The sequence below is a fragment of the Roseobacter sp. S87 genome, assembly GCF_055693285.1.
In genome coordinates this window covers 1,945,391-1,969,893 of the sequence record NZ_JBVFTR010000004.1, presented here as the reverse complement: position 1 = coordinate 1,969,893, position 24,503 = coordinate 1,945,391, and the positions used below count along the sequence as shown (strand labels likewise).

Here is a 24,503-nt window from a genome sequence, read left to right as displayed (position 1 = left end):
TCTGTCGCGTTTCTGGACCTGGTCTCTCTGGCCGCGCTCGGGACTTTTTGGAATTGAGGAACTGCGACCGCAGGGGGCTGCTGGCGCGCTGGCTCCGCGGTACGGATGCGGCTCCCTATGAGCTGCTGATCTGGGCGGTCGGCGTTTTTGTGGTGCTCAGTCTGCTGCAGAAACTCTGGGACAAACTGCCATCGCGCGGGGACAAAGGCGGCAGCTGACAGATGCCCGGTGATGCGCCCGTACGTGGCCGTCACACATTGCGGATGCGCCCGGATTGGCCTACTCATTCAGGACTGATTTCGCAACGCCGGGCCCGTGGACTGACCTGACATATGAACGACATCTTCGAAGGTCTCGCGTCCGCTTTCTGGCTGGTGGTGACCCTGGATGCAGACCTGATCGAGATCAGCCTGCGCTCGCTCCAGGTCAGTCTCACGGCACTTGTCATCGCCTCTTCCATTGCGCTGCCACTGGGCACACTTCTGGCCATCCGCCGCTTTCGCTTTCGCAGGCTGACGATCTCGTTGCTGAACGCGCTGATGGGCCTGCCGCCGGTGGTCGTGGGTCTGATCGTCTATATCCTGTTGTCGCGTTCGGGCCCTTTCGGTGTTCTGGGTCTGCTGTTCACACCAACAGCGATGATCATCGCACAGGTCATCATTATCACACCGTTGATTGCGTCCATCACGCACCAGGCAATGCGGGAACTTTGGGCGGAATACCATGATCTGCTGATATCGCTGAACACCAGAGGCCGTCAGCGGATCATGACGCTCATCTGGGACGGACGCCGCAACCTGCTGACCGCCTCTCTTGCGGGATTTGGCCGTGCGATTGGTGAGGTTGGCGCAATCATGATCGTCGGCGGAAATATCGACAACGCCACCCGTGTGCTGACAACCGCCATCGCACTGGAAACCGGCAAGGGTGATTTTGCACTGGCGCTGGCCTTGGGATTTGTCCTGATTGCTCTGGCCATCGGCGTTAATATCGCGATCCACTGGCTGTCACGGACAGAGCGGGAGGGACGCTGGTGACCTCAATCCTGCCTTTGACCCTCGAAAATGTCTCGGTGCGCCGGCGGGGCAAACGTCTCATCGGGCCGGTTGACCACACGCTGGGCTGTGACGGACTGACGATCATCTGCGGTCCAAATGGCAGCGGCAAGACCACGCTGCTGCGGGTCATGCATGGGGTGGAGCGCCTGAGCGAAGGTGCGGTCCGCTGGAGCGTGCCGGAAGAAGAAGCCCAGCATCATCAGGCTTATGTGTTTCAGACGCCGATCATGCTGCGCCGCCCGGTGGCTGATAATCTGCGGTATCCGCTGCAGCTGCTGCGCAGGCCGCGTGCGGAGATTGATGCAGCCGTTGCGCTGTGGGCCGAACGGATCGGTCTGCAGGACAGGCTGAAACTGCAGGCGACCCGGTTGTCGGGCGGGGAAAAACAGCGTCTAGCGCTGGCCCGCGCGCTGATCCGTGACCCGCAGGTGCTGTTTCTGGATGAACCCTGTGCCAATCTTGATGGCGCATCGACACGGGCGATTGAAACCCTGTTGCAGGCCGCACTGGATGCCGGCACGCGGATTGTGATGACCACGCATGATCTGGGACAGGCGCGTCGCCTTGCACATGATGCGGTCTTTATGCTGCATGGGCAGGTACATGAAGCAGGCACTGCGCCGGCATTTTTTGAAACACCACAGACCGAAGCGCTGCGCGCCTTTCTGAGAGGAGATATTGTGACATGACCGGGCGAACTCTTGCGACACTTGCCGCTGTGCTGATGACTGTGGCAGCGCAGGCCGAAGAGATGAAACTGGCTGTCACAACCTCATTTGAGAACTCTGGTCTGTCGGATGTCCTTTTGCCCGCGATCCGCGAAGACACAGGCATAGACGTTCAGTTGCTGGTGGTCGGCACGGGGCAGGCGCTGCGCCTTGGAGAGGCAGGGGACGTGGATGCAATCCTTGTGCATTCCCGCGCAGCCGAAGAGGCTTTTGTCGAAGGCGGTTACGGCACGCACCGGCGTGAAATCATGTACAACGATTTTGTCTTCATTGGCCCGGTGGCTGATCCGGCTGCTGTGGGAGGCGCTGCGTCAGCTGCTGAAGCGCTGAAAAAGATCGGAGCAGAAGAGCCTGCGTTCGTGAGCCGCGGCGACGACAGTGGTACACATAAGAAAGAGCTCTCGCTCTGGAAGGCCGCGGGTTTTGACGCTGGTACGTTCGGAGGCTGGTACCGTCAGGTTGGGGCCGGCATGGGGGCCAGCCTGAATACGGCGTCCGGGCTCAATGCCTACATCCTCGCGGACCGCGCCAGCTGGCTGAATTTCGGCAACAAGGGGGAACTGGCGCTGCTTTATTCAGGTGATCCGGTTCTGTTCAATCAATACGCTTTTTTGCCGGTGAATCCTGAGCTTCATGGGCACGTGCGGCATGATCTGGCGCTGCGGCTTGAAGATTGGCTGACGGGTGAGCGGGCGCGTGACCTGATCAACAGCTATGCGATCAACGGCGAGACGCTGTTCATTTTCAACGCCACGACAGACTGACGATCAGTGCTGGTGGGGCTCGTCGTCGAGCGAGCCGTGCACGGCAAACTGTTCGATACCTGCATCCTGCGGTTCGATCATGCCGTAGGATTCGCGTACCCCGGCGTCGGTCAGTTCGCGGGTCACGGTCAGCAGCGTGTTGGGGGCGAAGTCCTCGCACAGCTCCAGCATCTGCCGCAGTTCTTCATGTGCAACCGGCAGGGCGGCTTCCTGTGAGGGCGCGCCATAGATGCTCACAAAATGCCCGGCCAGTGCATGGGCCAGCGCATCAATCTCGTTCTGCTCGACCTGGGTGACCGCCACAAAACTGGTGCGCCCGAAGGTTTCCACCCCCATCCAGCCGTTGGTAAAGGCCTGTTTTGCCTTGCCGACAAGATCACCCTCTGACCAGTTCGAAAATTCGAACCCGCCCGAAATACACCATTCGCCTGTGCGTGCCGGGCTGTGAAAAACACGTGTGTCGCTGTCGTCGAAGTGAATGGCGCGGGCGAGTTTCATGGGGCGTCCTGTAAGGTGTCTGTCAGGGGTATGATGCGCGTCTGACCATCATGCTGCAACAGCATTCCAAAGGTTTCGTCAACGCCGATAAATGTGCCGGTATAACCGGATTGGGTGACCTCTTCTTTCAGGCCGGATGCAAGACCTTCCCACTCGCGGTGCAGTGGCCGCAGCCCTTCGTCTGTCCAGCGGTTCAGCCAGACAAGCGAATGGCGTACCCATGCCTCCAGCAGGTCCCCGGGATCGACCTCAGAGCACCCTTCTGCATAAAGTGTTGTGACATCGGGCGTTTCGCCTGTTTCCTGCGTGCCATCTGCCAGTGCGACGTCGAGCCCGATCACCAGCCAGTCCGGTTCAGCCTTGGGGTCAGTCCCGCCAGCGGTGCACGAAATGCTGCCTGCCGCGGCCCCGTTCAGGCGAATGCCGCCCGCCCATTCGAGATGAACACTGACTTCCGGCGGGGCGAGGGCACCGAGGGCATTCTGGAACCCGATACCACACACCGGCAGCATGATCAGAGCTTCGGCCAGTGCGACCTCCGGCGCAAAAACAATGGCCGCCCGCAGCCTTTCTGCGGTGATGTCATAGGTCACCAGTCCCGCATCACAGCCGTTGCGCGCCTCGGTACAGGCCGCCGTGACCGGGTCAGCACCGGCGGTGGCCATCCCGGTGAACAGGGGAGGGAACTGCGGCCCGCTCATGCCTTGCCGTCAGCGATCAGCTGTTTTGCGACGGTCCGGAAAACACCGGCCTGAGGGCTGTCCGGTTTCGACACGACAATCGGCGCGCCACCATCCGCTGCCAGTCTGATGTCGAGATGCAGCGGGATTTCAGCCATCAGAGGCACGCCCAGCTTTTCAGCTTCTGCAGCAACGCCGCCATGCCCGAACACATGCTCTTCATGCCCGCAGTTTGAACAGATATGCGTCGACATATTTTCGATCATGCCCAGGATCGGTGTGCCCAGCTGATTGAACATATCAATGCCCTTGCGCGCATCGAGCAGCGCCACATCCTGCGGGGTTGAGACCACCACAGCCCCATCCACCTGGAATTTCTGGGTCAGCGTCATCTGAACGTCACCGGTGCCCGGAGGCAGATCAACGATCAGCACGTCAAGTGCACCCCACTGGACCTGGTTCATCATCTGCTGCAGAGCACCCATCAGCATCGGGCCGCGCCAGACGGTTGCCTGGTCGTCATTGGTCATCAAACCGATGGACATCATGGTTACACCGAAGTTCCGCATCGGCAGAATGGTTTTGCCATCAGGTGACGCCGGTCGCCCCGAAACCCCCAGCATCCGTGGTTGCGACGGACCGTAGACATCAGCGTCCAGAAGCCCGACGCGCCGGCCCTCTGCCGCAAGCGCGCAGGCAAGATTGGACGATACGGTGGATTTGCCCACACCACCCTTGCCGGATGCGACGGCGATGATCCGGTCAACGCCAGGTACTTTCTGTGGACCGGAGGGCTCTGCCGCGCGCTGCGGCTTCAGGTCGGGTGGTGCTGCTGGGCTGCTGTGTGCCGTCATCACCACAGAAACGTTTTCCGCGCCAAGCGCTTTGACCGCCGCCTCAGCGGCATCACGCACCTTGCCGTAGATTTCCGCCTGCGAGGGCGGCACTTCCATCACAAAACGCACAGCGCCGTCGTCCCCGACAGTCAGCGCCTTCACAAGGCCTGCGGACATCATGTCGGAGCCGCTGACCGGATCGCTGATCTCTTTCAGTGCGGCCAGAACCGCGTCACGTGTGACAGACATTCAGCTCTGCCCACCCGAAATCTGCCCGGTCACGACGTGTTCCATGTCCAGCCCGTCGATGGTCAGCACGACGCGCGCTTCAAAGGTCTTGCCGGTCGTGTCACCAGCATTCCGCATCGCCTCTTCGATGGCCTGCTGAGAGGTCACACCGACCTGTTTGAGGAATTTGCGCATCGACATGTTAAGGTCATCTGACATGGTATGGTCCTTTCCGGGATCGGTATGAAAACTTGACGGTGGATAAAACGCGCGCCTAGGCTGAATGCAACACTATGTGCGGAGGAGGCGCGATATGCGGAGATTTCTCGGAGCTTTTTTCTGCGCTTTGGGCCTTGGGCCGGCCGTTGGTCATGCCGAAGACCTGAAACTTGCCGTCCCGGGCGCGCTGGAGGCCTCGGGGCTCGCGCAATACATCGTACCGCGCTTTTCGCTCAAGACGTCTGTGCGTATCGAGCGGGTAGGCGAGGGGCAGCCGTCTGACATGCAGTTCACCGATGCCGGTACGGCGGTTTTCCAGGGCCCGTCGCAGCGCTGGGGGCTGGAGCACAACGGTGACCCGCGTGCTGTGCGGTTTCTGGAGTGGCTGCAGTCTGATGTGGGCAAGCGTACCATTGAAAGCTTTACCGCAGAGGACGGAACCGCCTATTCTGCCGAACTCACGGCGGCCCGTGTCGAGGTGGATGTCTCCTTTGACGGGGACATCAGCAAGGGCGAGACCCTGTCGCTTGCTCTGTGCGGGCGTTGTCATGTGATCAATGAGAGCAACAGGATGAACGGCATGGGATCCACACCGTCTTTCCGCGTGCTGCGGGGATTTGGTGACTGGGACCGGCGGTTTGCCAATTTTCATCTGCTCAACCCGCATCCGAGTTTCACCCAGATTGAGGGCGTCACCGATCCCTTTGACCCCAGTCTGCCGTCGCCCATCGTGCCCGTTGAGCTGACCGTGGACGATCTGCAGGCCATTCTGGCCTATGTGTCGGGCGTGACCCCGGCCGATCTGGGTGCGCCGCTGCAACTTCAGTGATCCCTGCGCTTGCTCAGGTAGTCTTCGGTTGTTCTGACGCGCGGCTTCTCGCCCCCCGAGAACGGGTTATTTTCCGAGTGGTACTGCGCCTGGATGCGGCAGTTGTCACACATCTGGATCATGCGGGCGGCATCTGACGTGGCAAACATGTGATGATTGCCTGCCAGCTTTTCCATTATTCTTTCAACGGTGGATTTCGTGCCGAACAGCGTGCCGCATTCCACACAGGCAAAGGGCTCTTCTTCATGCAGCACCTGCTGGGTAAAGGCGTCATCCGTCAGGTTCAGGCGCGGCTCGAGAGTGATGGCCTTTTCCGGGCAGACATTGCTGCACAGACCACACTGCAGACAGGCGTCTTCCTGAAAACGCAGCTGCGGCAGGTCCGCATTGTCGCCAAGTGCGCCGGAGGGGCACAGGGAGACACAGGCAAGACAGAGCGTGCAGGCATCCGTATCCACGAGGACGGCGCCGTAAGGTGCGGCCTCCGGCAGCGGAACCGTTTCCGCATCCGGCTGCAGGGCGCGGGCTGCGAGGCGCGTGACCTGGCGGCGGGTGCCAATCGGCAGAACCGGGTCCTGCAGCGCATCCTGTGAACCGGCGGAATAGAGCGCTTCTGACAGGGCGTCGGGGTCGTTGAGGTCCAGCAGTATGACACCCGGTTTCCCCGCGATTGCGTTGGCCAGCTCAGTTTCAGAAGCCAGAACATCGCGGTCGGAGCGTGGTGTGGCCAGGATGCTGACGGACCCGAAACCGCAGGCCAGCGCAGCCAGCATTTCCGCGTGACCGAAACCCGCCAGCGCGTCGGTTTCAAACGGAATGACGTCGGCGGGCAGCCCCCGCCCGTATCTTGCTGCCAGCGAGATCATCTCGGCGCCGTAGCTGTCGTGCACAAGCAGCCCTGGGGCGGTACCACCACTATTGCGGAAAGTGGACGCCAGCGTGTTCAGCCGCGTATAAACAGTCGCGACCGGCGGCGCGTCATAGCTGATTGCACCTGAGGGGCAGAGCGCCGAACAGGCCCCGCATCCCGCGCAGATCAGCGGATCAATGGCTACATGCTCCCCCGCGGAAGTAATGGCACCGGTTGGACAGACGTTCAGACACTTTGAACAGGCCGGTTTCTCTGCGCGTGAATGAGCGCAAAGGCTTTCTTCGAGGCGCACATAAAGAGGCTTTTCAAATGTGCCGGTCAGTTGTGCAGCCTCTGCGAGGACACGGGCCACCTCGGACGGATTGCGCGGGTCCGCCCGCAAGTAACCGTCGCGTTTCTCATGGGCGCTGAAACGCGGTGCATCACCACTCAGATCCAGGAGAATATCGCATTCCGTCATCGCGCCATCGCGCGCCTCACTCCAGCGGGCCTCACCACGGCCGCCCTGTACCATCTGGCGGAACCCGTCAATGCGCAGGCTGAAATTTCCCAATGCGCCCGAGGCGCGGGAAATGGTCCCCACGACGGCGTCATAAGCCTGACCGTGATCAACGGGTTGGGGGGCGTCCAGCAAAACGGTGACCGACAGGCTGGCGCTCAGCTCTTTTGCCGCAGCAAGCGCCGTTTCCGCCGGGCCGGTGATCAGGCAGACGCCCTCGGAGACGATATCAATGCTCTTTTCGGCAGGGCTCGCCAACAGGGCTTCCGCTACAAGAGCGGCCGTCTTGGGGTTTTCCCGGCCCGCATCATCGCTCCAGCCGGAGCGGTCACGGATGTCAACGAAAGCCGGCGTTTCAGCGCTGATCTCCGCGGCAAGGTCTGTAAAAAGACCCGCCATCTGCTGGCAGGCGATCATGACATCACCATCCTGCATCAGCCGGGCTGTCTGTTCGACCTGCGCACCGCAGGCATCGGTCAGCGTGCCGGCACAGTCCAGACCGGTCGCGGCTGATATTTTATCCGCGTCCGGAGACTGGCTGCCGAGGCAGTCGCACAGGATCAGTTTGCTGGTCATGTCCTCTCCCTTTTGCTGCGTCGCGCAACGATCCGTTCCGGCGAAACAGCAGCGGCCTACAGCTATTCAGGTCTGGCTCCGGAGGTAAACAGGATTCGGCCCTGACAGACGCGAAAAAGTGCAGGTTTTTTCCGGAAGTGCAGAATAATTCCAAACGTGTTTCGCTCTGTGAAACGTCTCGTTTTCCCTTGCAAACATAGGCCTTGCTGCCCCGGGCGCCGGTTCACCGGCGCGCCTCAGCTGTTTGTGCGCGGTTGTATGCAGTTTTTTCTGGGATAACAGCGATGTTTTGATAGTCTGATGAAAACAATGATCAGCCACGTCACAGGGAACCGACTTGGGTGTAGCCATACAACAGTCTCAGACAATGCCGGTGGGTATTGTCATGCGCCGTTCGCCGGGTGTTACCCGCTGGGCGAAGTGGGCGTGGAAAGCGACGGCCGTGCTGCCGGGCGCGGGACCGGCTTCGTGGCGCGAAATCCGCGAGGAAGGTGATATCACCGAGTTCCATGCGGGTACGCTGGATATATCGCTGTATGTCTCCGACACCGAAGCCTATGCGCATGAACTGAGCACCCAGACGCCATCTGTCTACGTTGTACTGCGGCACCCCGAGCATGAAACCGATGCGCCACTTGATCTGGTACATGTCACGGTCTCACCTTACGAGGCTCAGGACTACTGCGATTCAGGCGAGGAGCTTGTTGAGAAAGTGCCGATGCCGCCGGCTCTGCTGCAGTGGGTGGCAGAATTTGTGCACAGGCATCATGTTGAGGAGCCGTTCGTAAAACGCCGCCGCAACAAGGCACGTACCGACAGAGTTCAGAATGGCATCGGTGATCCGCGTATTGCGCAGCCCACTGATGTTTACCGCGCTCCATCCCGCGCGCCGTCGGAGGTTTCTGAATGAGCGCTGCCGGGTCTTTCTGGGCGCGTCGGCGCGCCGGTGTTGAGGCAGAGGCGCAGGCCGACCGTCGTGCGGCCGAAGCAGAAGATACACAGGCGCGCGAAGCGGCGTATGCAGAACAGGATGATGCGACACTTCTGACGGAACTGAACCTGCCCGATCCGTCAACCTTGCAGGACGGCGATGACTTCTCTGTTTTCATGTCCCGCGAAGTGCCCGAACGGTTCCGGAAAATAGCGCTGCGTCGTCTTTGGCGCAGTAATCCGGTCCTGGCCTGCGTTGACGGGCTGAATGAATACGATGACGACTACACCATCGGAATGTCAGGTCAGGTCGTGAAGACGGCCTACCAGGTGGGTAAAGGCATGATGGCGCATGTCGAAGAGATGGAGCGCCAGAAAGAAGCCAAGGCCGAAGCGCAGATTGCAGCAGATGATGCGGTTGAAGCAGCGGAGGATGATGTTGCCGAAGTATCACCGGCAGCAGATGACGCAGAGCATCAGGCCGCTGAAGAGACACAGCCGGCAGAAACGGAGCCCGCAGAAGAGACACCCCTCGCTGCGGTTGCACCGCGGCGCCGCATGGCGTTCAGGTTTGAGGAGACTGGCGCATGAGTGCTGAGGCACAGACAATCGATGTCGCCCCCGAAGACCGCCTGAGAGCGGATCTTTACAATTTCATGGGGCTTTTGCTGGCCCGTCCTGCTGATCAGGGAACGCTGGACCAGACGGCCAGCCTCAGCGGTGACGAAAGTGCGCTGGGCGAGGCGGTAAGCGGCCTTGCGCGCGTGGCGAAAGCCAGCAAACCCAAAGCAGTAGAGCGTGAGTTCAATGCGCTTTTCATCGGGCTGGGACGGGGTGAACTGTTGCCTTATGCCAGCTACTATCTGACGGGCTTTCTGAATGAAAAGCCGCTAGCACGTCTGCGGCAGGACATGGCCGCGCACCAGATGACGCGGGCCGAGAATGTGTTTGAGCCCGAGGACAGCATGGCGTCGCTGATGGAGATGATGGCGGGCATGATTGTGGGCCGTTTCGGTGTACCGGCCACGCTTGAGAAACAGCGCACGTTCTTCAACAACCACATCGCCCCCTGGGCCTCGCATTTCTATACGGACCTTGAGGGGGCCAAAACATCCGTTTTCTACGCTTCGGTCGGGGCGGTGGGCCGTGAATTCATGGCCATCGAACGCGAAGCATTCCGAATGACAGCAGACTGATCTGCGCAGACCGGGCGGGACGCCGTCCACTACAGACTATGAGGAGGAAAGACATGACTGAGAAAACGAAGGACGGGGCAAGTCGCCGGGATTTTCTGAAATTTGCGGGAACGGCAGCACCTGCTGCAGTGGCCGCTGTTGCTGCAGGCGGCACGGCTGCTGAGGCGGCACCTGTCGATCTGTCCTCGGACAAGATGCAGGATACAGCGCACACGCGCGCATATCTGGAAAGCACACGCTTCTGAAGAGGTGGCGGCCAGGCGGTGCCTTACAGCGCCAGAGCCTGACGCTCAGAAATTCAAATAACCGAGCCACCTCAGAGGGGCAGCAAGGGAGGAAAAAATGTTAAGGAAAAAGACCAATTCGGTCGGTCAGCGGGCAGGACGGACAAACATCCTGGCGCAGGCAGCATCCACATCAGTGGACCGGCGCGCATTTCTGCGCGGATCAGGTCTCGCCATTGGCGGGCTGGCAGCCGTAGCGGCAACCGGCGGAACCGTCACGCAGGCGTCTGCTGCGACAGCCGTGAACGGTGCCGTTGAGACAATCAAATCTGTCTGCACGCACTGCTCGGTGGGATGTACCGTCGTTGCAGAAGTTGCGAGCGGTGTCTGGACAGGGCAGGAGCCCGGCTGGGACAGTCCGTTCAACCTTGGCGCTCACTGTGCCAAAGGCGCGGCTGTACGCGAGCACGCCCACGGCGAGCGCCGCCTGAAGTACCCCATGAAGAAAGAGAACGGCGAATGGGTCCGTATCTCATGGGATCAGGCGATCAATGAGATCGGCGACGGGATGATGAAAATCCGTGACGAAAGCGGACCGGATTCTGTCTACTGGCTCGGCTCGGCCAAGTCGAACAACGAACAGGCTTACCTGTTCCGCAAGTTCGCGGCATACTGGGGCACTAATAACGTGGATCACCAGGCGCGGATCTGTCACTCCACGACAGTGGCCGGTGTGGCGAACACATGGGGCTACGGCGCCATGACCAACAGCTACAACGATATCCACAATTCCAAGGCGATCTTCCTGATCGGCGGCAACCCGGCAGAAGCACACCCGGTGTCGCTGTTGCACATGCTGCGTGCCAAAGAGCAGAACAATGCGCCGTTCATTGTCTGTGACCCGCGCTTTACGCGTACGGCGGCACATGCTGACGAATATGTCCGGTTCCGTCCGGGGACAGACGTGGCCCTGATCTGGGGTATTCTCTACCACATCTTTGAGAATGGCTGGGAAGACCAGGAGTTCATCCGGACCCGTGTCTGGGGCATGGACCAGATCAAGGAAGAAGTGGCCAAATGGACACCTGAAGAGGTCGAGCGCGTCACCGGCACACCCGGCAGCCAGCTCAAGCGCGTTGCGCGGACCCTCGCAAACAACCGACCCGGGACCGTGATCTGGTGTATGGGCGGCACGCAGCACACCAACGGGAACAACAACACCCGTGCTTACTGTGTTCTGCAGCTGGCCCTTGGCAACATGGGCACCGCAGGTGGTGGCACCAACATCTTCCGTGGCCACGATAACGTGCAGGGCGCGACGGACCTCGGTGTTCTGGCGAACACGCTGCCGGGCTACTATGGTCTGTCTGACGGTTCCTGGGCGCACTGGGCACGTGTCTGGGAAGAAGACCTCGACTGGCTCAAGGGTCGCTTCTCGGACGCTGAATTCGGCGACAAGAAGATGATGAACCAGACGGGTATCCCCGTGTCGCGCTGGATTGACGGCGTGCTTGAGGATGCGGAGAACATGGACCAGCCGGACAACACCCGTGCCATGGTCTTCTGGGGGCATGCGCCGAACTCGCAGACCCGCATGAAGGAAATGAAGACCGCGATGGAGAAGCTGGATATGCTGGTCGTTGTTGACCCGTATCCCACGGTTTCTGCGGTGCTGCATGACCGCGAGGACGGTGTCTATCTGCTGCCCGCCTGTACGCAGTTCGAAACCTATGGCTCTGTGACGGCATCCAACCGGTCGCTGCAGTGGCGTGAGAAGGTGGTTGAGCCGCTCTTTGAATCGCTGCCGGATCACACGATCATGCACAAGTTCGCCACCAAGTTCGGCTTTGCGGACAAGATGTTCCGGAATATCGCAGTCAACGGTGAGGAACCTCTGATCGAGGACATCACCCGCGAATTCAACCGCGGTATGTGGACCATCGGCTATACCGGTCAGTCGCCTGAGCGTCTGCGGATGCACATGGAAAACCAGCACACCTTTGACCGCACGTCGCTGCGCGCCATCGGTGGACCGGCAGACGGTGACTATTATGGTCTGCCATGGCCGAGCTGGGGCACCGCAGAGATGAACCACCCCGGGACACCGAACCTCTATGACATGTCCCTGCCGGTGGCAGAGGGCGGCCTGGCCTTCCGGGCGCGCTTCGGCGTCGAACGGGACGGGGACAACCTTCTTGCAGAAGGCGTGTCCAACCCGGGTGCGGAAATCCAGGACGGCTATCCTGAGTTCACCATGCAGATGCTGATGGACCTTGGATGGGACGGTGACCTGACCGCAGAAGAGCGCGCCGCGATTGATGCGGTTGCGGGACCAAAAACCAACTGGAAAACCGACCTCTCGGGCGGCATCCAGCGGGTAGCGATCAAGCATGGCTGTGCGCCCTTCGGGAACGCAAAAGCCCGCGCGGTCGTCTGGACCTTCCCGGATCCGGTGCCGGTGCACCGCGAACCGCTCTACACCAACCGCCGCGACCTTGTGGCCGACTATCCGACCTACGAGGACAAGAAGTTCTGGCGCCTGCCGACAATGTACAAGTCGATCCAGGAAAACGACTTCTCCGCGGATTATCCGATCGTGCTGACCTCTGGCCGGTTGGTCGAATATGAAGGTGGTGGTGACGAGACACGGTCCAACCCGTGGCTTGCGGAACTGCAGCAGGACATGTTTGTCGAAGTGAACCCGCGTGATGCCAACAACCTTGGTATCCGTGATGGCGAACAGGTCTGGGTCGAAGGTCCCGAAGGCGGCAAGGTCAAGGTTATGGCCATGGTCACCGAACGGGTCGCATCGGGCGTTGCCTTTATGCCCTTCCACTTCGGTGGACACCTCGAAGGAGAGGACCTGCGGAGCAAGTATCCGGAAGGTGCCGATCCATACGTTCTGGGTGAATCGACCAACACCGCACAGACCTATGGCTATGACAGCGTAACCCAGATGCAGGAGACGAAAGCCACTCTCTGCAAAATCTGGGCAGCATAAGGGAGGACATGAAAAATGGCCGCAAGAGCAAAATTTCTCGTCGACGCTGAACGCTGCATTGAATGCAACGCCTGTGTCACAGCCTGTAAGAACGAGCATGAGGTGCCATGGGGTATCAACCGCCGGAAGGTCGTCACCATCAATGACGGCAAGCCGGGTGAAAGGTCGATCTCAGTTGCCTGTATGCACTGCTCGGACGCGCCCTGTATGGCGGTGTGTCCGGTAGACTGTTTCTATCAGAACGAAGAGGGTGTGGTTCTGCACTCCAAGGACCTCTGCATCGGCTGCGGGTACTGCTTTTATGCATGCCCCTTCGGTGCACCGCAGTTCCCGCAGGCGGGTAACTTCGGCAGCCGGGGCAAGATGGACAAATGTACCTTCTGTGCCGGTGGTCCTGAGGAGAACAACTCCACAGCTGAATTCGCCAAATATGGCCGCAACCGTATTGCAGAAGGCAAACTGCCGATCTGTGCGGAAATGTGTGCGACCAAGGCCCTGCTCGCAGGGGACGGCGATGTGGTGTCGAGCATCTACCGCGAGCGCGTCGTCGCCCGCGGCTTCGGCTCAGGCGCCTGGGGCTGGGGCACAGCCTACGACCAGAAAGGCGGCTGACTTATTCAGCCGTTGCACTACTATCAGTAGTACCTGATCAGGGGCGGCGCAGGAGCGTCGCCCCGTTATTACATACATGGGATGTTCGCATGCTTCGTCTCTTCGTCGCTCTCTTATTCTCCTTCATCGTGAGTTTCAGCGCTGTTGCCCAGGAAGCGGCACCCGCGCCTGACAGATCCGCAACCGGCGGTGCGCAGACACTCGAAGACATCATGGCCCGTCAGCAGGGCCTGAAGGTCGACAACAGTTTCCGCAGTGAAAACACAGGCGGTGCTTCGGGCGCTGACCCGTCCGCGCTTCTTGGAACACGAGGCGGCGCGTCTGACCCTGATCTGTGGCGCGCGCTGCGCTTTGACGCAGCAGATATCACGACACAGGTGCGGGGGCCGGCCGCAGGCGTTCTGATCCAGGACGGAGGTATGCGCTGGCTGACGTTCCGGCAGGGACCGCTTCTGACTTGGGGCACCGGGTTTCTTGGTGTGACGCTGGTGCTTCTGGCGCTGTTCTTTCTGCTGCGCGGCCGCATCCGGATCGATGGAGAGAAGACAGGGCGCACGATCACACGGTTTAAGGCGTTTGAACGGTTTTCGCACTGGTTGCTCGCCGGCTCCTTTATTCTGCTAGGAATAACTGGGCTTGTGTCGCTGGCCGGGCGGAAATTCCTCATACCGGCGTTCGGACACGAGGCATTCTCAACCATCGCGGTTGCCAGCAAATGGGTGCACAACAACGTGTCCTGGGCCTTCATGATCGCACTGGTGTTCGTTTTCGTGCTGTGGGTCGTGCACAATCTGCCCGACCGCACGGATATCAACTGGCTGATGAAAGGCGGTGGCATTCTTGGTGGTGGTCACCCTCCGGCCAAAAAATTCAATGCGGGTCAGAAGATAATCTTCTGGTCGGTGATCCTGCTGGGCGGGTCCATTTCCGCATCCGGGCTGTCGCTGCTGTTCCCGTTTGAGCTGCCGATGTTCGCCGCAACCTTCGAAAAGCTGAACGCACTGGGGCTTCCTCAGATGCTGGGTTTTGCGGAACTGCGGACCGATCTTGCACCGCACGAAGAAATGCAGTTTGCGCAGCTGTGGCACGCCATCGTCAGTTTTGTTCTGATGGGCATCATTCTGGCGCATATCTACATTGGCTCGGTCGGTATGGAAGGCGCCTATGACGCAATGGGTTCCGGCGAGGTCGAACTCCAGTGGGCGCGCGAACACCACAGTCTGTGGGTCGACGAAGTGGAAGCCAGTGCAGGCAGGCTCAGGAGGTTCATCATGAAGACGATGCTTCTGGCCTTTGTCGCTTTGGCCGTGATCGCGGTCGGCGCAGATTTTGCTCTCGACGAAATGGGGTTCTCCGCTCAAGAGCAGGGTACCGGTAATGCGGTCCGCCTGGACGGTTCGTAAAGACCGGAGCACCCGACCGAAAAAAGGTGCCCGCGGGGCGCCTTTTTTGATTGTCATCTATTGAATGTCACCTGTCGTTCAGAGCAGGTCGCCGGGCGTCCTGCCTGCAAAAAACGCGTCCAGATTGTCCAGAGCCCGGAAACCCATGGCATCCCGTGTGGCCGTCGTCGCACTGCCGATATGGGGCAGCATGAAGATGTTGTCATAGGACGCGAAAGCGGGATTGCCCCCGGGTTCCGTCTGGAAACAGTCCAGACCTGCGGCAGCAAGCCGCCCACTGTCGAGGGCTGCCATCAGCGCTGTTTCATCCACAAGCGCACCGCGGGCTGCATTCACTATCACAGCGCCCTCGGGCAACAGCGCAAAGCGCTCTGCATTCATCAGCCCGGTTGTCTCCGGGGTGGCAGGGCAATGCAGAGACAGAAAGTCAGACACGCCCAGAAGGCTCTCGACCGTCGCATGATAGGTGGCGCCCTGCGCGCGTGCGTCCGGGAGCTCAGACCTGTTGTAGTAATGGATATCCATGTCAAATCCGCGCGCCTTGGCGGCAAAGGCCTGGCCGACCCGTCCCATACCGACAATACCCAGCCGGGCACCGGTGAGCTGTTTGCCAACCATGAACGACGGCGACCAGAAATCCCATGCGCCGGTGCGTACGATGCGGTCACCGGCGACCGCATGTCTGGCGGCCCCCAGCATCAGCAGCATCGCAAGCTCCGCTGTGGCGTCTGACAGAACATCGGGTGTGTTGGTCACGGCAATGCCGCGCGCGTGCAGGGCAGGCAGATCACAGTGATCGACACCCACGGAATGATTGGCGATGATTTTCAACCGCGGGTCAAGCCGTGCCGCCACATCAGCGCTGAAGTGTTCCGAATGGCAGGGGATAATGGCATCGAATTCCGCGCTGGCCTGGATCAGATCATCTGCAGTACCGGGCGTATCCTCCATATTTACGACGGTATCATAGTCACGCATCGCGCGTTCGATGGTGGCATCCGAGAGCTTACGAGTGATCCAGAGACGGGGCCGGTCGCTCATGGTTTATTTCTTTTTGCGGACGCATTCGTCCCAGTAGTCATAGAGCGCCATGCCGCAGACGATGATGGCAATCACCATAAACGGAAAGCCACCCCAGAAGCCGGCGAACCCGGTTGAGATACTGTGCGACAGACCGCCGACGAAGATGCAGAGCAGGGCGGTGCCGATCAGGCCCATCACCAGTTTGATACCATAAGACATGTCTTGTCCTTCCGATCAGGCGGCCTGAGCCGCGATGTGTTTCTGCAGCCAGTGCGCGGTGCGCAACAGCCGGTCGTCTTTTTCCACGGCGCCGATGAGCTGCACACCGACCGGCAGGCCTGTTTCACCCACCAGCAGGGGCAGCGTGACGGAGGGCAGCCCTGCCAGGGTCCACAGCGTACAGAATATCGGGTCACCCGTCCCGTTGCCAAAGAGTGGTGCTTCTCCAGCGGCTGACGGCGCGATAATCGCGTCGTAATCCACAAAGAAGTCATCAAAGAACCTGGCCGCCGAGGCTTTGACAGCCAGCGCGTCTTCGTATTCCGCGCGGCCGATTGCGCGTCCACGTTCCAGAACGGGCTTCAGCGTGTCGCTGAGCGCGTCCCAGTGGGCGTCAAAGGTTCCTTTGAGGTGCTGGCATATCTCGTATTCGTGAATCCGAGCCTGTACCGCGACCAGCTCACCCAGCTGGTCTGCTGCGTCCATTTTTTCAATGCGGCCGTCGCCCAGCATGTCCATCACGCCCTCGAGACCCTCTGCCGCAGCTTCGGTCAGACGGTCATTGAAGGGCAGGTTGAGCCAGGCGAAGTTGGGTTCTACCGGCGCTTCTGTAGCGGCGCCTGAGGTCATATCGGGCCGGGCACGGGCAAAGCTTTCCGGATCGCGCTGATCGTACCCGCTGATGGCATCCGCCAGCATGGCGACATCGCCCAGTGTGCGCCCGAAGGTGCCCAGCTGGTCCAGCGACACGGATGTCTGGAGCACGCCGGAGCGGGGGATCATCCCGCGCGTCGGTTTGAAGCCAAACGTACCGCAGAAAGAAGCAGGACGGATGACGGAGCCATTGGTCTGCGTCCCGATCGCAAGTGGTATCTGTCCGGCCGCGACAGCCGCCGCCGACCCGCTTGATGAGCCACCGGGCGAATGGTCCGGGTTATGCGGATTGCGCGTTTCATTGGCATGCACAAAGGCCAGTTCGGTGGTCACCGTCTTGCCCATGATCACCGCACCGGCCTCACGCAGCATTTCCACCACCCGGGCATCCGCATCCGGCTGACGCCCGGCAAAGATCGGGGTGCCGCGTTCTGTCGGCATGTCACTTGTGTCGATTATGTCTTTCAGACCGACCGGAATGCCGTGCAGCGGACCTGTCGCCAGACCGCGTTCCCGGATGCGGTCGCATTCTGCGGCCTGTTCGAGTGCAGCATCGGCGTCCAGATGTGCCCAGGCACCGATGCGGCCGTCGGTCTCTTCGATACGGTCAAGACAGGAGCGCACCAGCTGGACGGACTTCAGCTGGCCGGAGGCGATAAAGGATGCCGCCTCCTGCGCGCTCAGGCTGTGTGGTTTGATCTTCACGGGATGTATTCACCAAAGAGATAGTCAGGGAACCACAATGCGATGCCGGGGAACTGATACATCAGCACCATGGTCAGGATCACGATGCCGAGATACGGCATGATGCCCCGGAAGATATCCATCAGTTCGATCTGTTTCTTCAGCACGCCCTTCAGGTAATAGGCAGACATGGCCATGGGGGGCGTCAGAAACGAGGTTTGCAGGTTCAACGCCACAAGCATGGCAAAGAAATAGGGGTTCACACCGAACACTTCGAGCAGCGGCAGGAAGATCGGCACAAAGATGATCAGGATCTCGGACCATTCCAGCGGCCAGCCCAGCAGGAAGATGATCAGCTGTGCGAGCACGAGGAACTGCCAGGGTTCCAGATCCATACCGCCAACCCAGTCAGCGATAATATCGTGGCCGCCGAGGTACGAAAAGACGGACGCGAATGTCCAGGAGCCAACGAAGAGCCAGCACACCATCGCGGTCGCCTTGGCGGTCAGAAAGACACTTTCTTTCAGTTTCGTCCATGTCATAGAGCGGTAAAGCACCGCGAGGATCATCCCGCCCAATGCGCCCATTGCGGCGGCTTCGGCAGGCGTTGCAAGCCCGCCCAGGATGGACCCGAGCACAAGTGCGATCAGCACGGTCAGGGGGACGAAACTGACCAGCAGGTTCATGTAAATCTGCCGCGGGGGCGGTACGTCGTCATCCTGGGGTTTTGGCGCGAGGGCAGGGTTAAACCAGACACGCACAATCACGTAGACGATGTAGAGGCTTGCGAGCAGCAGACCGGGGAATACCGCAGCAGCATAGAGACGCAGCGGCGAAAGATCCGCAATCGCCGAATAGACAATCAGCATGATCGACGGCGGGATCAGGATGCCCAAAGTGCCGCCCGCGCAGATGACGCCGGATGCAAAGCTCTTGTTGTAATTTGCGTTCGCCATAGCCGGGAAAGCAAGAAGGCCCATCAGTGTCACAACCGCACCCACAATGCCCGATGCTGTCGAGAAGACCGCACAGGTCAGCAGTGCCGCAATGGCGAGGCTGCCGGGAAGGTTGCGCGCTGCTTGGTAGAGCGAGAAGAACAGTTTGTCGACGATGTTGGCACGTTCAACCACGTATCCCATAAAGAGAAAAAGCGGGATTGCCACCAGCGTCGGGTTTTCCATCACAGAATAGGTGTTCTGGTTCAGCAGATAGAAAATATTGTTGTTGAAGATGTCGCTGAAGCTCTCAATCGGACCACCCTGGTGATAGGCGTAGTAGCCAAAGGCAACACCCATCGCGAGCAGCGTGAAAGCGATCGGAAAACCCAGCAGGACCAGCACGATAAACAGGCCCAGCATGAGGAGGGCAACTTCGGGATTTGTCATCTTGATGTCTTTCTGTGCGCGTCAGCGTGGTTATTTTTCAGCCGGGTGAATGGCGGCGATCTCGTTCAGATCAGCCTCCGAGAGCAGGTCTTCGGTCTCTTTCACATCCGCGAGGCGCTCGGGCCACACGCCGGTGCGAAGGGTCATGACACAGCGGACAAGCTCCGCCAGACCCTGGATCATGAGCAGACCACCAGCGACCGGAATGAGCGACTTGAAGAAGTAAATCTGGATGCTGGCAGGGCTGTTGAAGCTGACTTCCTTGTAGCGCCAGCTGTCGGATGCAATTTCGTACCCGAACCACACAAGTGCGATGATCCCGGGGAAAAAGAACAGGAAGTAGAGCAGGAAATCGAGGCCAGCCTGCACCCGGACCGGCAGCAGGCGATACACGACGTCTGCGCGCACATGCGTATCCTGGGCCAGCGCATAGGCGCCACACATCAGAAACAGGGCCCCGTACATTTGGATCATCATGTCGAATGCCCAGACGGTGGGTGCGTTCAGCACGTAGCGGACAAATACCTCGTAAGATACCGAGAGTGTCAGGATCAGGATGCACCAGCCAAAGGCGCGTCCCACCCACAGGCTCAGCCCTTCAATGGCGTGAACGAATTTCATCAGGTCGGCTCCCCCTGCGACGTATGGCCGGGCACCGGCGCGGGTGCCCTGTGTTCAGATGCCGGGCGCCCGGATGTGTCGGGCGCCCGGAAATTGTTTGGAATTGAACGGCTTAACCGAAGTAATGGTTGTACGCCAGTTTGTAGTCCGGCTGGTTCAGGTTCAGGTAGTTCATCACATTTTTGGCGTAGGCCTTCTGCGATTCCATCACCTTGGCAAAGAACGGATCATCGTTTGCGATGCGTTCTGTGACCACGTCCCATGCCTTCAGCTGGGCTTCCATCACTGAATCCGGTGTCCGGTACACGTTCACGCCATCCGCTTCCTGCAGTTTCAACAGGTCGTCGGAATACCGCTTGGTGTTGCCCCAGTAGAAGCCGGAGTTTTCAGCCATGGACGCGTTTTTGATGATCGCTTTGTGATCATCGGACAGCGCGTTGAACTTGTCCTTGTTGATCGTGACTTCAAAGAATTCCTGGCTCTGGTGGTACGAGGCCAGGTGGTAGTGTTTGGACACGTCCTGCATGCCAAAGTCACGGTCAGACGTCGGGTTGTTGAACTCCGCAGCGTCGATCAGACCCGATTTCATCGCCGGCTGAATTTCACCGCCGGGCAACTGAACAACCGACATGCCCATCTCCAGCAGAACGTCTGCAGCCAGACCAACGGTCCGGTACTTCAGGCCGTCCATCTGGGATGCATCTGTGATCTGCTCCTGGAACCATCCCAGAGGCTGTGCAGGCATCGGAGAGTTGAAGAACGAAACCACGTTCAGCCGGAGTGTGTCCATCAGTTCGTCAAAGAGCTCCTGGCCGCCACCTGCGTGGACCCAGCCCAGGACTTCCTGGCTCGACCAACCAAAGCAGGGGCCTGTGCCAAAGAGCGAGGCCGCTTTGGATTTGCCGTACCAGTACGCAGGTACGTAGTGTGCCGCATCCAGAACGCCACGGTGCACCGCGTCCTGCATCTGGCTGGTTTTCACGACAGCGTCGACCGAAAGGACTTCGATGGTCAGCGAGCCGCCGGACATTTCATTGACGCGGTTCGCAAAGGATTTGGCGTTCTCCAGAAAGATACCGCCGCCCCAGGCCGCCTGCATCTTGAGTGTTGTGCCGTGTCCGTCGGCGATCGCCGGTGTTGCCAGTGCAGCTGCACCCGCAACCGCGGAGCCGCGCAGGAACTTTCTGCGGTTGAGTTTGTCTGTCATATTTCCTCCCAAGAAAGGGGCGGGATGCCCCATACAGTCTGTGGCCCTGAGGCCGTTCGCAGGGTGAAAGCCGGAAATGCCGAGTGCACGGCTGAAGCCGGTCCTGCGCCTCCTCCCGAGACTGACCGGCTGATTTCCTTCATCTTTCACCCGATGAATTAGCGGGCAGCTGACCTGCGACAAGTCGTCCCGCTCATAATTTCCGGTGCACGCGCAACCCCTGATAGAAGGCGCAGGTATTTCCCTGAAATATCCGCAAGGTACCCGGAGAAGATTTTTTGCTCCTGTCTGCTAAGTATTTTAAATGGCCCGCTTTTCCCCGCGGGAGCTGTCTGTGTCTGAAGGCTGGTCTGTGGGCATTCTGCCCCCGATCAGCTGCGTGATTTCCGAGGCTGCTTCCGCGACAATGCTGCCGAGCTCCGGGACGCGCAGGGGGCCGAAACGGGTGCTGGGCCCGGAAATCGAAACGCCGGCGCAGGGCTCGCGATGTTCGTCGTAGATGACGGAGCCAATGCACGACATACCGTCATAGCGTTCCTCGCGGTCAAACGACCAGCCGCGTGCACGTGTCTGCTCAAGATCCTCGAACAGGCTTGCGGGCGTGGTCAGGGTGTTTTCCGTAAACCGTGTCAGCCCGGCACCCATCAGCAGACTTCGTGCGCGGTCGTCGGGCAGGGCAGACAGAATGGCCTTACCCGTCCCGGAAGCATGCATCGACGTGCGCGTGCCCCGCGAAAAGAAAGCACGGATCGGGTTGGGTGTTTCGACCTGACCCACGAATACCACCTCAGCGCCGTCGGGAATGGCCAGGTTTGATGTCTCGCCGGTACGCTCCATCAGGGACCGCATGACCGGTCTGCTGACTTCGGTCAGGCTGGTGCGGTTCATGAACCCGGCACCCACCCGGTAGGCTTCAATGCCGATGGCCCAGTCCTGATGCTCTTCGTCAAAAGCAACAAACCCATGTTTCTGCAGGGTCGTGAGAATGCGGTGAGTGGTTGCCGTCGGCACGCCGAGCGAAAGAGAAAGATCCGTCAGGGTTGCACGTTCAGCGCGTGATACCGCTACAAGAATGCCGAGGGCACGGTCCAGCGACTGGAGCGTGCCAGCTGAGCTTTCGCGGAACTGCGACTTTGGCCTGCCGCGTGGGCGTTTCTGAACGGTCATTGCGGTCTGATCCTCCCGGGATCACGTTTGACCCAAAGGATGCAGGAATGAAAAATAATTTCAATAGATTTTTGAAAATATTTTTTGAAAAAGGAAAAGACATTTAAAAACAGTGTAAAACATATTTAACTCTTTTTTTGAAAAACATTTTCGAGAAAATTGCAAACGGTGCGCTACCCTTTATTGTGCAGACGGTCACAGAGGAGAACACCGCGATGTCAGACCAGAATCCCGTCTTTATCCCCGGACCCACGAACATCCCCGACCGGCTGCGGCTGGCCATGCAGGTGCAGACCCGCGATCACCGCGCGCCGGACTTTGTTGAGACCTTTGCGCCGGTGCTCGAAGACACCAAAAAAGTGTTTGGCACGGAAGATGGTAAAGTCATTACATTCCCTGCCAGCGGAACCGGTGGCTGGGAAGCTGCGATCTCCAACACTCTCAGCCCGGGCGATGCGGTGCTTGTGGCCCGCTACGGTATGTTCAGCCATCGCTGGATCGATCTGTGCGAACGGCACGGTCTGGATGTGCGCATCATTGAGTGCCCGTGGGGGGCAGGCGCGCCCGCGGACAAATTCGAGGCGGCACTGAGCGCTGACACCGCAGGCGAGATCAAGGCAGTTCTGCTCACCCATAATGAAACTGCGACAGGCGTGAAGTCTGACATTGCCGCCGTCCGGTCAGCCATGGATGCGGCCAGCCACGATGCGCTGCTGTTCGTTGACTGCGTGAGTTCGCTTGCGTCCATGCCTTTCGAAATGGACGCTTGGGGCGTGGACATCGCTGTGTCCGGCTCGCAGAAGGGGTTCATGCTGGCGACCGGTATGGCCATCCTCGGTGTCAGTCAGAAAGCCCTCGATCATATGGAGCAGGCCAAACTGCCGCGCACCTTCTTTGATTTCCGGGACATGATGACTGCAAACGCGTCGGGTGGATTTCCTTATACACCGCCGCTGCAGCTGATCTATGGCATGCGTGAAAGCCTGAAAATGCTGTTCGAGGAAGGCCTCGACAATGTTTATGCCCGCCACACCCGGCTCGCAGAAGGCGTTCGTCGCGCCGTTGATGCCTGGGGCCTGAAGATCGTAGCACACAGCCCGGAGCTGTATTCGGATACGGTAAGTGCGATTTATGTGCCGCAGGGCTTTGACAGCAATGCGCTGACAGATCACGCGTTCAGTCAGTACGGTGTGTCTTTCGGCATCGGGCTGGGCGAAATGAACGGTAAGGCGTTCCGCATCGGACACCTGGGCAGTCTCACGGATGTGATGGTCCTGTCCGGACTGGCCACGGTCGAGATGGCGATGGCGGATCTGGACTATCCGGTTGAGCTGGGCAGTGGCGTTGCGGCCGCTCAGGAATTCTACCGCGCCAAGAGTGGCGCCTCCATCAAATCAGCAGCCTGAGGGGGACATCATGCTGGACGCACGCACGGGCCCTGATCTGACTATTGACGATGTGCACGAGGCGCATGCCCGGATCAGGCCCTACATCCACGAGACGCCGGTTCTGACATCGGAGTATTTCAACGAGCTGACTGGAGCTGAACTGTTTTTCAAATGCGAAAACTTTCAGAAGGCCGGGGCGTTCAAGGTCCGCGGCGCATCAAACGCAGTGTTTGGTCTCAGCGATGAAATGGCGCAGAAAGGTGTTGCGACGCATTCGTCGGGCAACCACGCGCTGTCGCTGAGCTATGCAGCGGGCCGGCGGGGTATTCCCTGTCATGTGGTCATGCCGCGCACGGCGCCGGAGGCCAAAAAGGCTGCGGTGCGTGGATATGGCGGTATCATTACCGAATGTGAGCCGTCGACCACCAGCCGCGAAGCCGTTTTTGCTGAGGTGCAGGAGCGCACCGGCGCGGAATTCGTGCATCCCTATAACGATCCGCGGGTGATCTGCGGTCAGGCGACCTGTTCGCTCGAATTGCTGAGCCAGGTGGACAATATGGATGCGGTTATCGCGCCGATCGGCGGCGGTGGCATGATTTCCGGTACCTGCCTGACGCTGTCCAATCTGGCACCGCAGATGGAGATCTACGCAGCCGAGCCTGATCAGGCAGATGATGCCGCACGATCCTTCCGCGCGGGACACATCATTGCCGATGATGCGCCGGTCACGATTGCGGACGGGCTTAAGGTGCCGCTCAAGGAAAACACCTGGCATTTCGTGTCGAGCTTTGTGACCGATGTTCTGACAGCTTCCGAGCAGGAAATCAGCGACGCCATGAAGCTCACCTGGGAGCGGATGAAGATTGTGATGGAGCCAAGCTGTGCGGTTCCGATGGCGACCATCCTGCGCAACCCGGACGTGTTCCGCGGCAAGCGGGTGGGCGTGGTGATCACAGGTGGAAATGTGGATCTGAACAAACTGCCCTGGATGAAGGGCTGAGGA

Annotated in this window: 26 protein-coding genes; 14 read left to right on the top strand and 12 right to left on the bottom strand. The window is 59.7% G+C overall.

Annotated features, from left to right (window positions below):
* Positions 1-53: 53 nt before the first annotated feature.
* The 4 genes from ACZ1HA_RS10700 to ACZ1HA_RS10685 all read left to right on the top strand — a co-directional run bounded on the left by ACZ1HA_RS10700 (position 54) and on the right by ACZ1HA_RS10685 (position 2,550).
* Positions 54-218: a hypothetical protein gene (locus ACZ1HA_RS10700; RefSeq protein WP_472713846.1), complete on the top strand. Its 165-nt coding sequence runs from the start codon at positions 54-56 to the stop codon at positions 216-218.
* A 114-nt stretch (positions 219-332) separates the two neighbouring features.
* Complete coding sequence (locus ACZ1HA_RS10695; RefSeq protein ID WP_472713845.1) at positions 333-1,037, top strand: ABC transporter permease; 705 nt, start codon at positions 333-335, stop codon at positions 1,035-1,037.
* Positions 1,031-1,747: an ABC transporter ATP-binding protein gene (locus tag ACZ1HA_RS10690; protein WP_472715322.1), complete on the top strand. Its 717-nt coding sequence runs from the start codon at positions 1,031-1,033 to the stop codon at positions 1,745-1,747. Before ACZ1HA_RS10695 ends, ACZ1HA_RS10690 begins: the two co-directional genes overlap by 7 nt.
* Positions 1,744-2,550 (top strand): ABC transporter substrate-binding protein, encoded by an 807-nt coding sequence (locus tag ACZ1HA_RS10685; protein WP_472713844.1) that lies wholly within the window; start codon positions 1,744-1,746, stop codon positions 2,548-2,550. Before ACZ1HA_RS10690 ends, ACZ1HA_RS10685 begins: the two co-directional genes overlap by 4 nt.
* Positions 2,551-2,553: 3 nt before the next feature.
* Here the strand turns inward: ACZ1HA_RS10685 and ACZ1HA_RS10680 are convergent, their stop codons facing one another.
* From ACZ1HA_RS10680 to ACZ1HA_RS10665, 4 genes are read right to left on the bottom strand one after another with little or no spacing between them, the layout of a single operon-like run.
* The gene (locus ACZ1HA_RS10680; RefSeq protein WP_472713843.1) at positions 2,554-3,048 is read right to left on the bottom strand and encodes a DUF6505 family protein; all 495 of its coding nucleotides are present in this window, start codon (positions 3,046-3,048) and stop codon (positions 2,554-2,556) included.
* Positions 3,045-3,749, bottom strand: a complete 705-nt coding sequence (locus tag ACZ1HA_RS10675; RefSeq protein ID WP_472713842.1) for a biotin/lipoate--protein ligase family protein — start codon at positions 3,747-3,749, stop codon at positions 3,045-3,047. The genes ACZ1HA_RS10680 and ACZ1HA_RS10675 overlap by 4 nt, the downstream gene beginning before the upstream one ends.
* Positions 3,746-4,813, bottom strand: a complete 1,068-nt coding sequence (locus tag ACZ1HA_RS10670) for an Mrp/NBP35 family ATP-binding protein (RefSeq protein WP_472713841.1) — start codon at positions 4,811-4,813, stop codon at positions 3,746-3,748. The genes ACZ1HA_RS10675 and ACZ1HA_RS10670 overlap by 4 nt, the downstream gene beginning before the upstream one ends.
* Positions 4,814-5,011 (bottom strand): DUF6494 family protein, encoded by a 198-nt coding sequence (locus tag ACZ1HA_RS10665; RefSeq protein WP_375230550.1) that lies wholly within the window; start codon positions 5,009-5,011, stop codon positions 4,814-4,816. It abuts the gene before it with no gap.
* A 94-nt stretch (positions 5,012-5,105) separates the two neighbouring features.
* Between ACZ1HA_RS10665 and ACZ1HA_RS10660 the strand changes: the two genes are divergently transcribed.
* A complete protein-coding gene (locus tag ACZ1HA_RS10660; RefSeq protein WP_472713840.1) occupies positions 5,106-5,840 on the top strand; it encodes a hypothetical protein in 735 nt (244 codons plus the stop codon).
* Here ACZ1HA_RS10660 and ACZ1HA_RS10655 read toward each other — a convergent pair.
* The gene (locus ACZ1HA_RS10655; protein ID WP_472713839.1) at positions 5,834-7,786 is read right to left on the bottom strand and encodes a 4Fe-4S binding protein; all 1,953 of its coding nucleotides are present in this window, start codon (positions 7,784-7,786) and stop codon (positions 5,834-5,836) included. The genes ACZ1HA_RS10660 and ACZ1HA_RS10655 overlap by 7 nt on opposite strands.
* 367 nt (positions 7,787-8,153) lie before the next feature.
* Between ACZ1HA_RS10655 and ACZ1HA_RS10650 the strand changes: the two genes are divergently transcribed.
* From ACZ1HA_RS10650 to ACZ1HA_RS10620, 7 genes are all read left to right on the top strand, one after another.
* Complete coding sequence (locus ACZ1HA_RS10650) at positions 8,154-8,696, top strand: DUF3305 domain-containing protein (RefSeq protein WP_472715321.1); 543 nt, start codon at positions 8,154-8,156, stop codon at positions 8,694-8,696.
* Positions 8,693-9,307, top strand: a complete 615-nt coding sequence (locus tag ACZ1HA_RS10645) for a DUF3306 domain-containing protein (RefSeq protein ID WP_472713838.1) — start codon at positions 8,693-8,695, stop codon at positions 9,305-9,307. The genes ACZ1HA_RS10650 and ACZ1HA_RS10645 overlap by 4 nt, the downstream gene beginning before the upstream one ends.
* A complete protein-coding gene (locus ACZ1HA_RS10640) occupies positions 9,304-9,912 on the top strand; it encodes a TorD/DmsD family molecular chaperone (RefSeq protein ID WP_472713837.1) in 609 nt (202 codons plus the stop codon). Before ACZ1HA_RS10645 ends, ACZ1HA_RS10640 begins: the two co-directional genes overlap by 4 nt.
* Positions 9,913-9,965: 53 nt before the next feature.
* Positions 9,966-10,157 carry a twin-arginine translocation pathway signal protein gene (locus ACZ1HA_RS10635; RefSeq protein ID WP_375230554.1) on the top strand — a complete coding sequence of 64 codons (192 nt, stop codon included), beginning with the start codon at positions 9,966-9,968 and terminating at the stop codon, positions 10,155-10,157.
* A gap of 97 nt (positions 10,158-10,254) precedes the next feature.
* Positions 10,255-13,137 (top strand): formate dehydrogenase subunit alpha, encoded by a 2,883-nt coding sequence (locus tag ACZ1HA_RS10630; RefSeq protein ID WP_472713836.1) that lies wholly within the window; start codon positions 10,255-10,257, stop codon positions 13,135-13,137.
* Between the two features lie 15 nt (positions 13,138-13,152).
* On the top strand, positions 13,153-13,749 hold the full coding sequence (fdh3B, locus tag ACZ1HA_RS10625; protein ID WP_159975708.1) for a formate dehydrogenase FDH3 subunit beta: 597 nt from the start codon (positions 13,153-13,155) through the stop codon (positions 13,747-13,749).
* Positions 13,750-13,838: 89 nt separating this feature from the next.
* Positions 13,839-15,152 (top strand): formate dehydrogenase subunit gamma, encoded by a 1,314-nt coding sequence (locus ACZ1HA_RS10620; RefSeq protein WP_472713835.1) that lies wholly within the window; start codon positions 13,839-13,841, stop codon positions 15,150-15,152.
* A 78-nt stretch (positions 15,153-15,230) separates the two neighbouring features.
* Here the strand turns inward: ACZ1HA_RS10620 and ACZ1HA_RS10615 are convergent, their stop codons facing one another.
* The 7 genes from ACZ1HA_RS10615 to ACZ1HA_RS10585 form a co-directional block, all read right to left on the bottom strand.
* Complete coding sequence (locus ACZ1HA_RS10615) at positions 15,231-16,193, bottom strand: 2-hydroxyacid dehydrogenase (RefSeq protein ID WP_472713834.1); 963 nt, start codon at positions 16,191-16,193, stop codon at positions 15,231-15,233.
* A 3-nt stretch (positions 16,194-16,196) separates the two neighbouring features.
* Positions 16,197-16,394 (bottom strand): hypothetical protein, encoded by a 198-nt coding sequence (locus ACZ1HA_RS10610; RefSeq protein ID WP_375230558.1) that lies wholly within the window; start codon positions 16,392-16,394, stop codon positions 16,197-16,199.
* 15 nt (positions 16,395-16,409) lie between these two features.
* Positions 16,410-17,753 carry an amidase gene (locus ACZ1HA_RS10605; RefSeq protein WP_472713833.1) on the bottom strand — a complete coding sequence of 448 codons (1,344 nt, stop codon included), beginning with the start codon at positions 17,751-17,753 and terminating at the stop codon, positions 16,410-16,412.
* Positions 17,750-19,117 carry a TRAP transporter large permease gene (locus ACZ1HA_RS10600; RefSeq protein WP_375230560.1) on the bottom strand — a complete coding sequence of 456 codons (1,368 nt, stop codon included), beginning with the start codon at positions 19,115-19,117 and terminating at the stop codon, positions 17,750-17,752. The genes ACZ1HA_RS10605 and ACZ1HA_RS10600 overlap by 4 nt, the downstream gene beginning before the upstream one ends.
* 30 nt (positions 19,118-19,147) lie before the next feature.
* Positions 19,148-19,738, bottom strand: coding sequence for a TRAP transporter small permease subunit (locus ACZ1HA_RS10595; RefSeq protein ID WP_375230561.1), 591 nt, complete (start codon positions 19,736-19,738; stop codon positions 19,148-19,150).
* A 112-nt stretch (positions 19,739-19,850) separates the two neighbouring features.
* A complete protein-coding gene (locus ACZ1HA_RS10590; RefSeq protein ID WP_375230562.1) occupies positions 19,851-20,945 on the bottom strand; it encodes a TRAP transporter substrate-binding protein in 1,095 nt (364 codons plus the stop codon).
* 300 nt (positions 20,946-21,245) lie between these two features.
* Complete coding sequence (locus tag ACZ1HA_RS10585) at positions 21,246-22,112, bottom strand: IclR family transcriptional regulator (protein ID WP_472713832.1); 867 nt, start codon at positions 22,110-22,112, stop codon at positions 21,246-21,248.
* Positions 22,113-22,327: 215 nt separating this feature from the next.
* On the opposite strand from ACZ1HA_RS10585, the gene bhcA reads away from it, so the two are divergent.
* Complete coding sequence (bhcA, locus tag ACZ1HA_RS10580) at positions 22,328-23,518, top strand: L-aspartate--glyoxylate aminotransferase BhcA (protein ID WP_472713831.1); 1,191 nt, start codon at positions 22,328-22,330, stop codon at positions 23,516-23,518.
* A 10-nt stretch (positions 23,519-23,528) separates the two neighbouring features.
* Complete coding sequence (gene bhcB / locus ACZ1HA_RS10575; protein ID WP_472713830.1) at positions 23,529-24,500, top strand: beta-hydroxyaspartate dehydratase BhcB; 972 nt, start codon at positions 23,529-23,531, stop codon at positions 24,498-24,500.
* Positions 24,501-24,503: the final 3 nt, after the last annotated feature.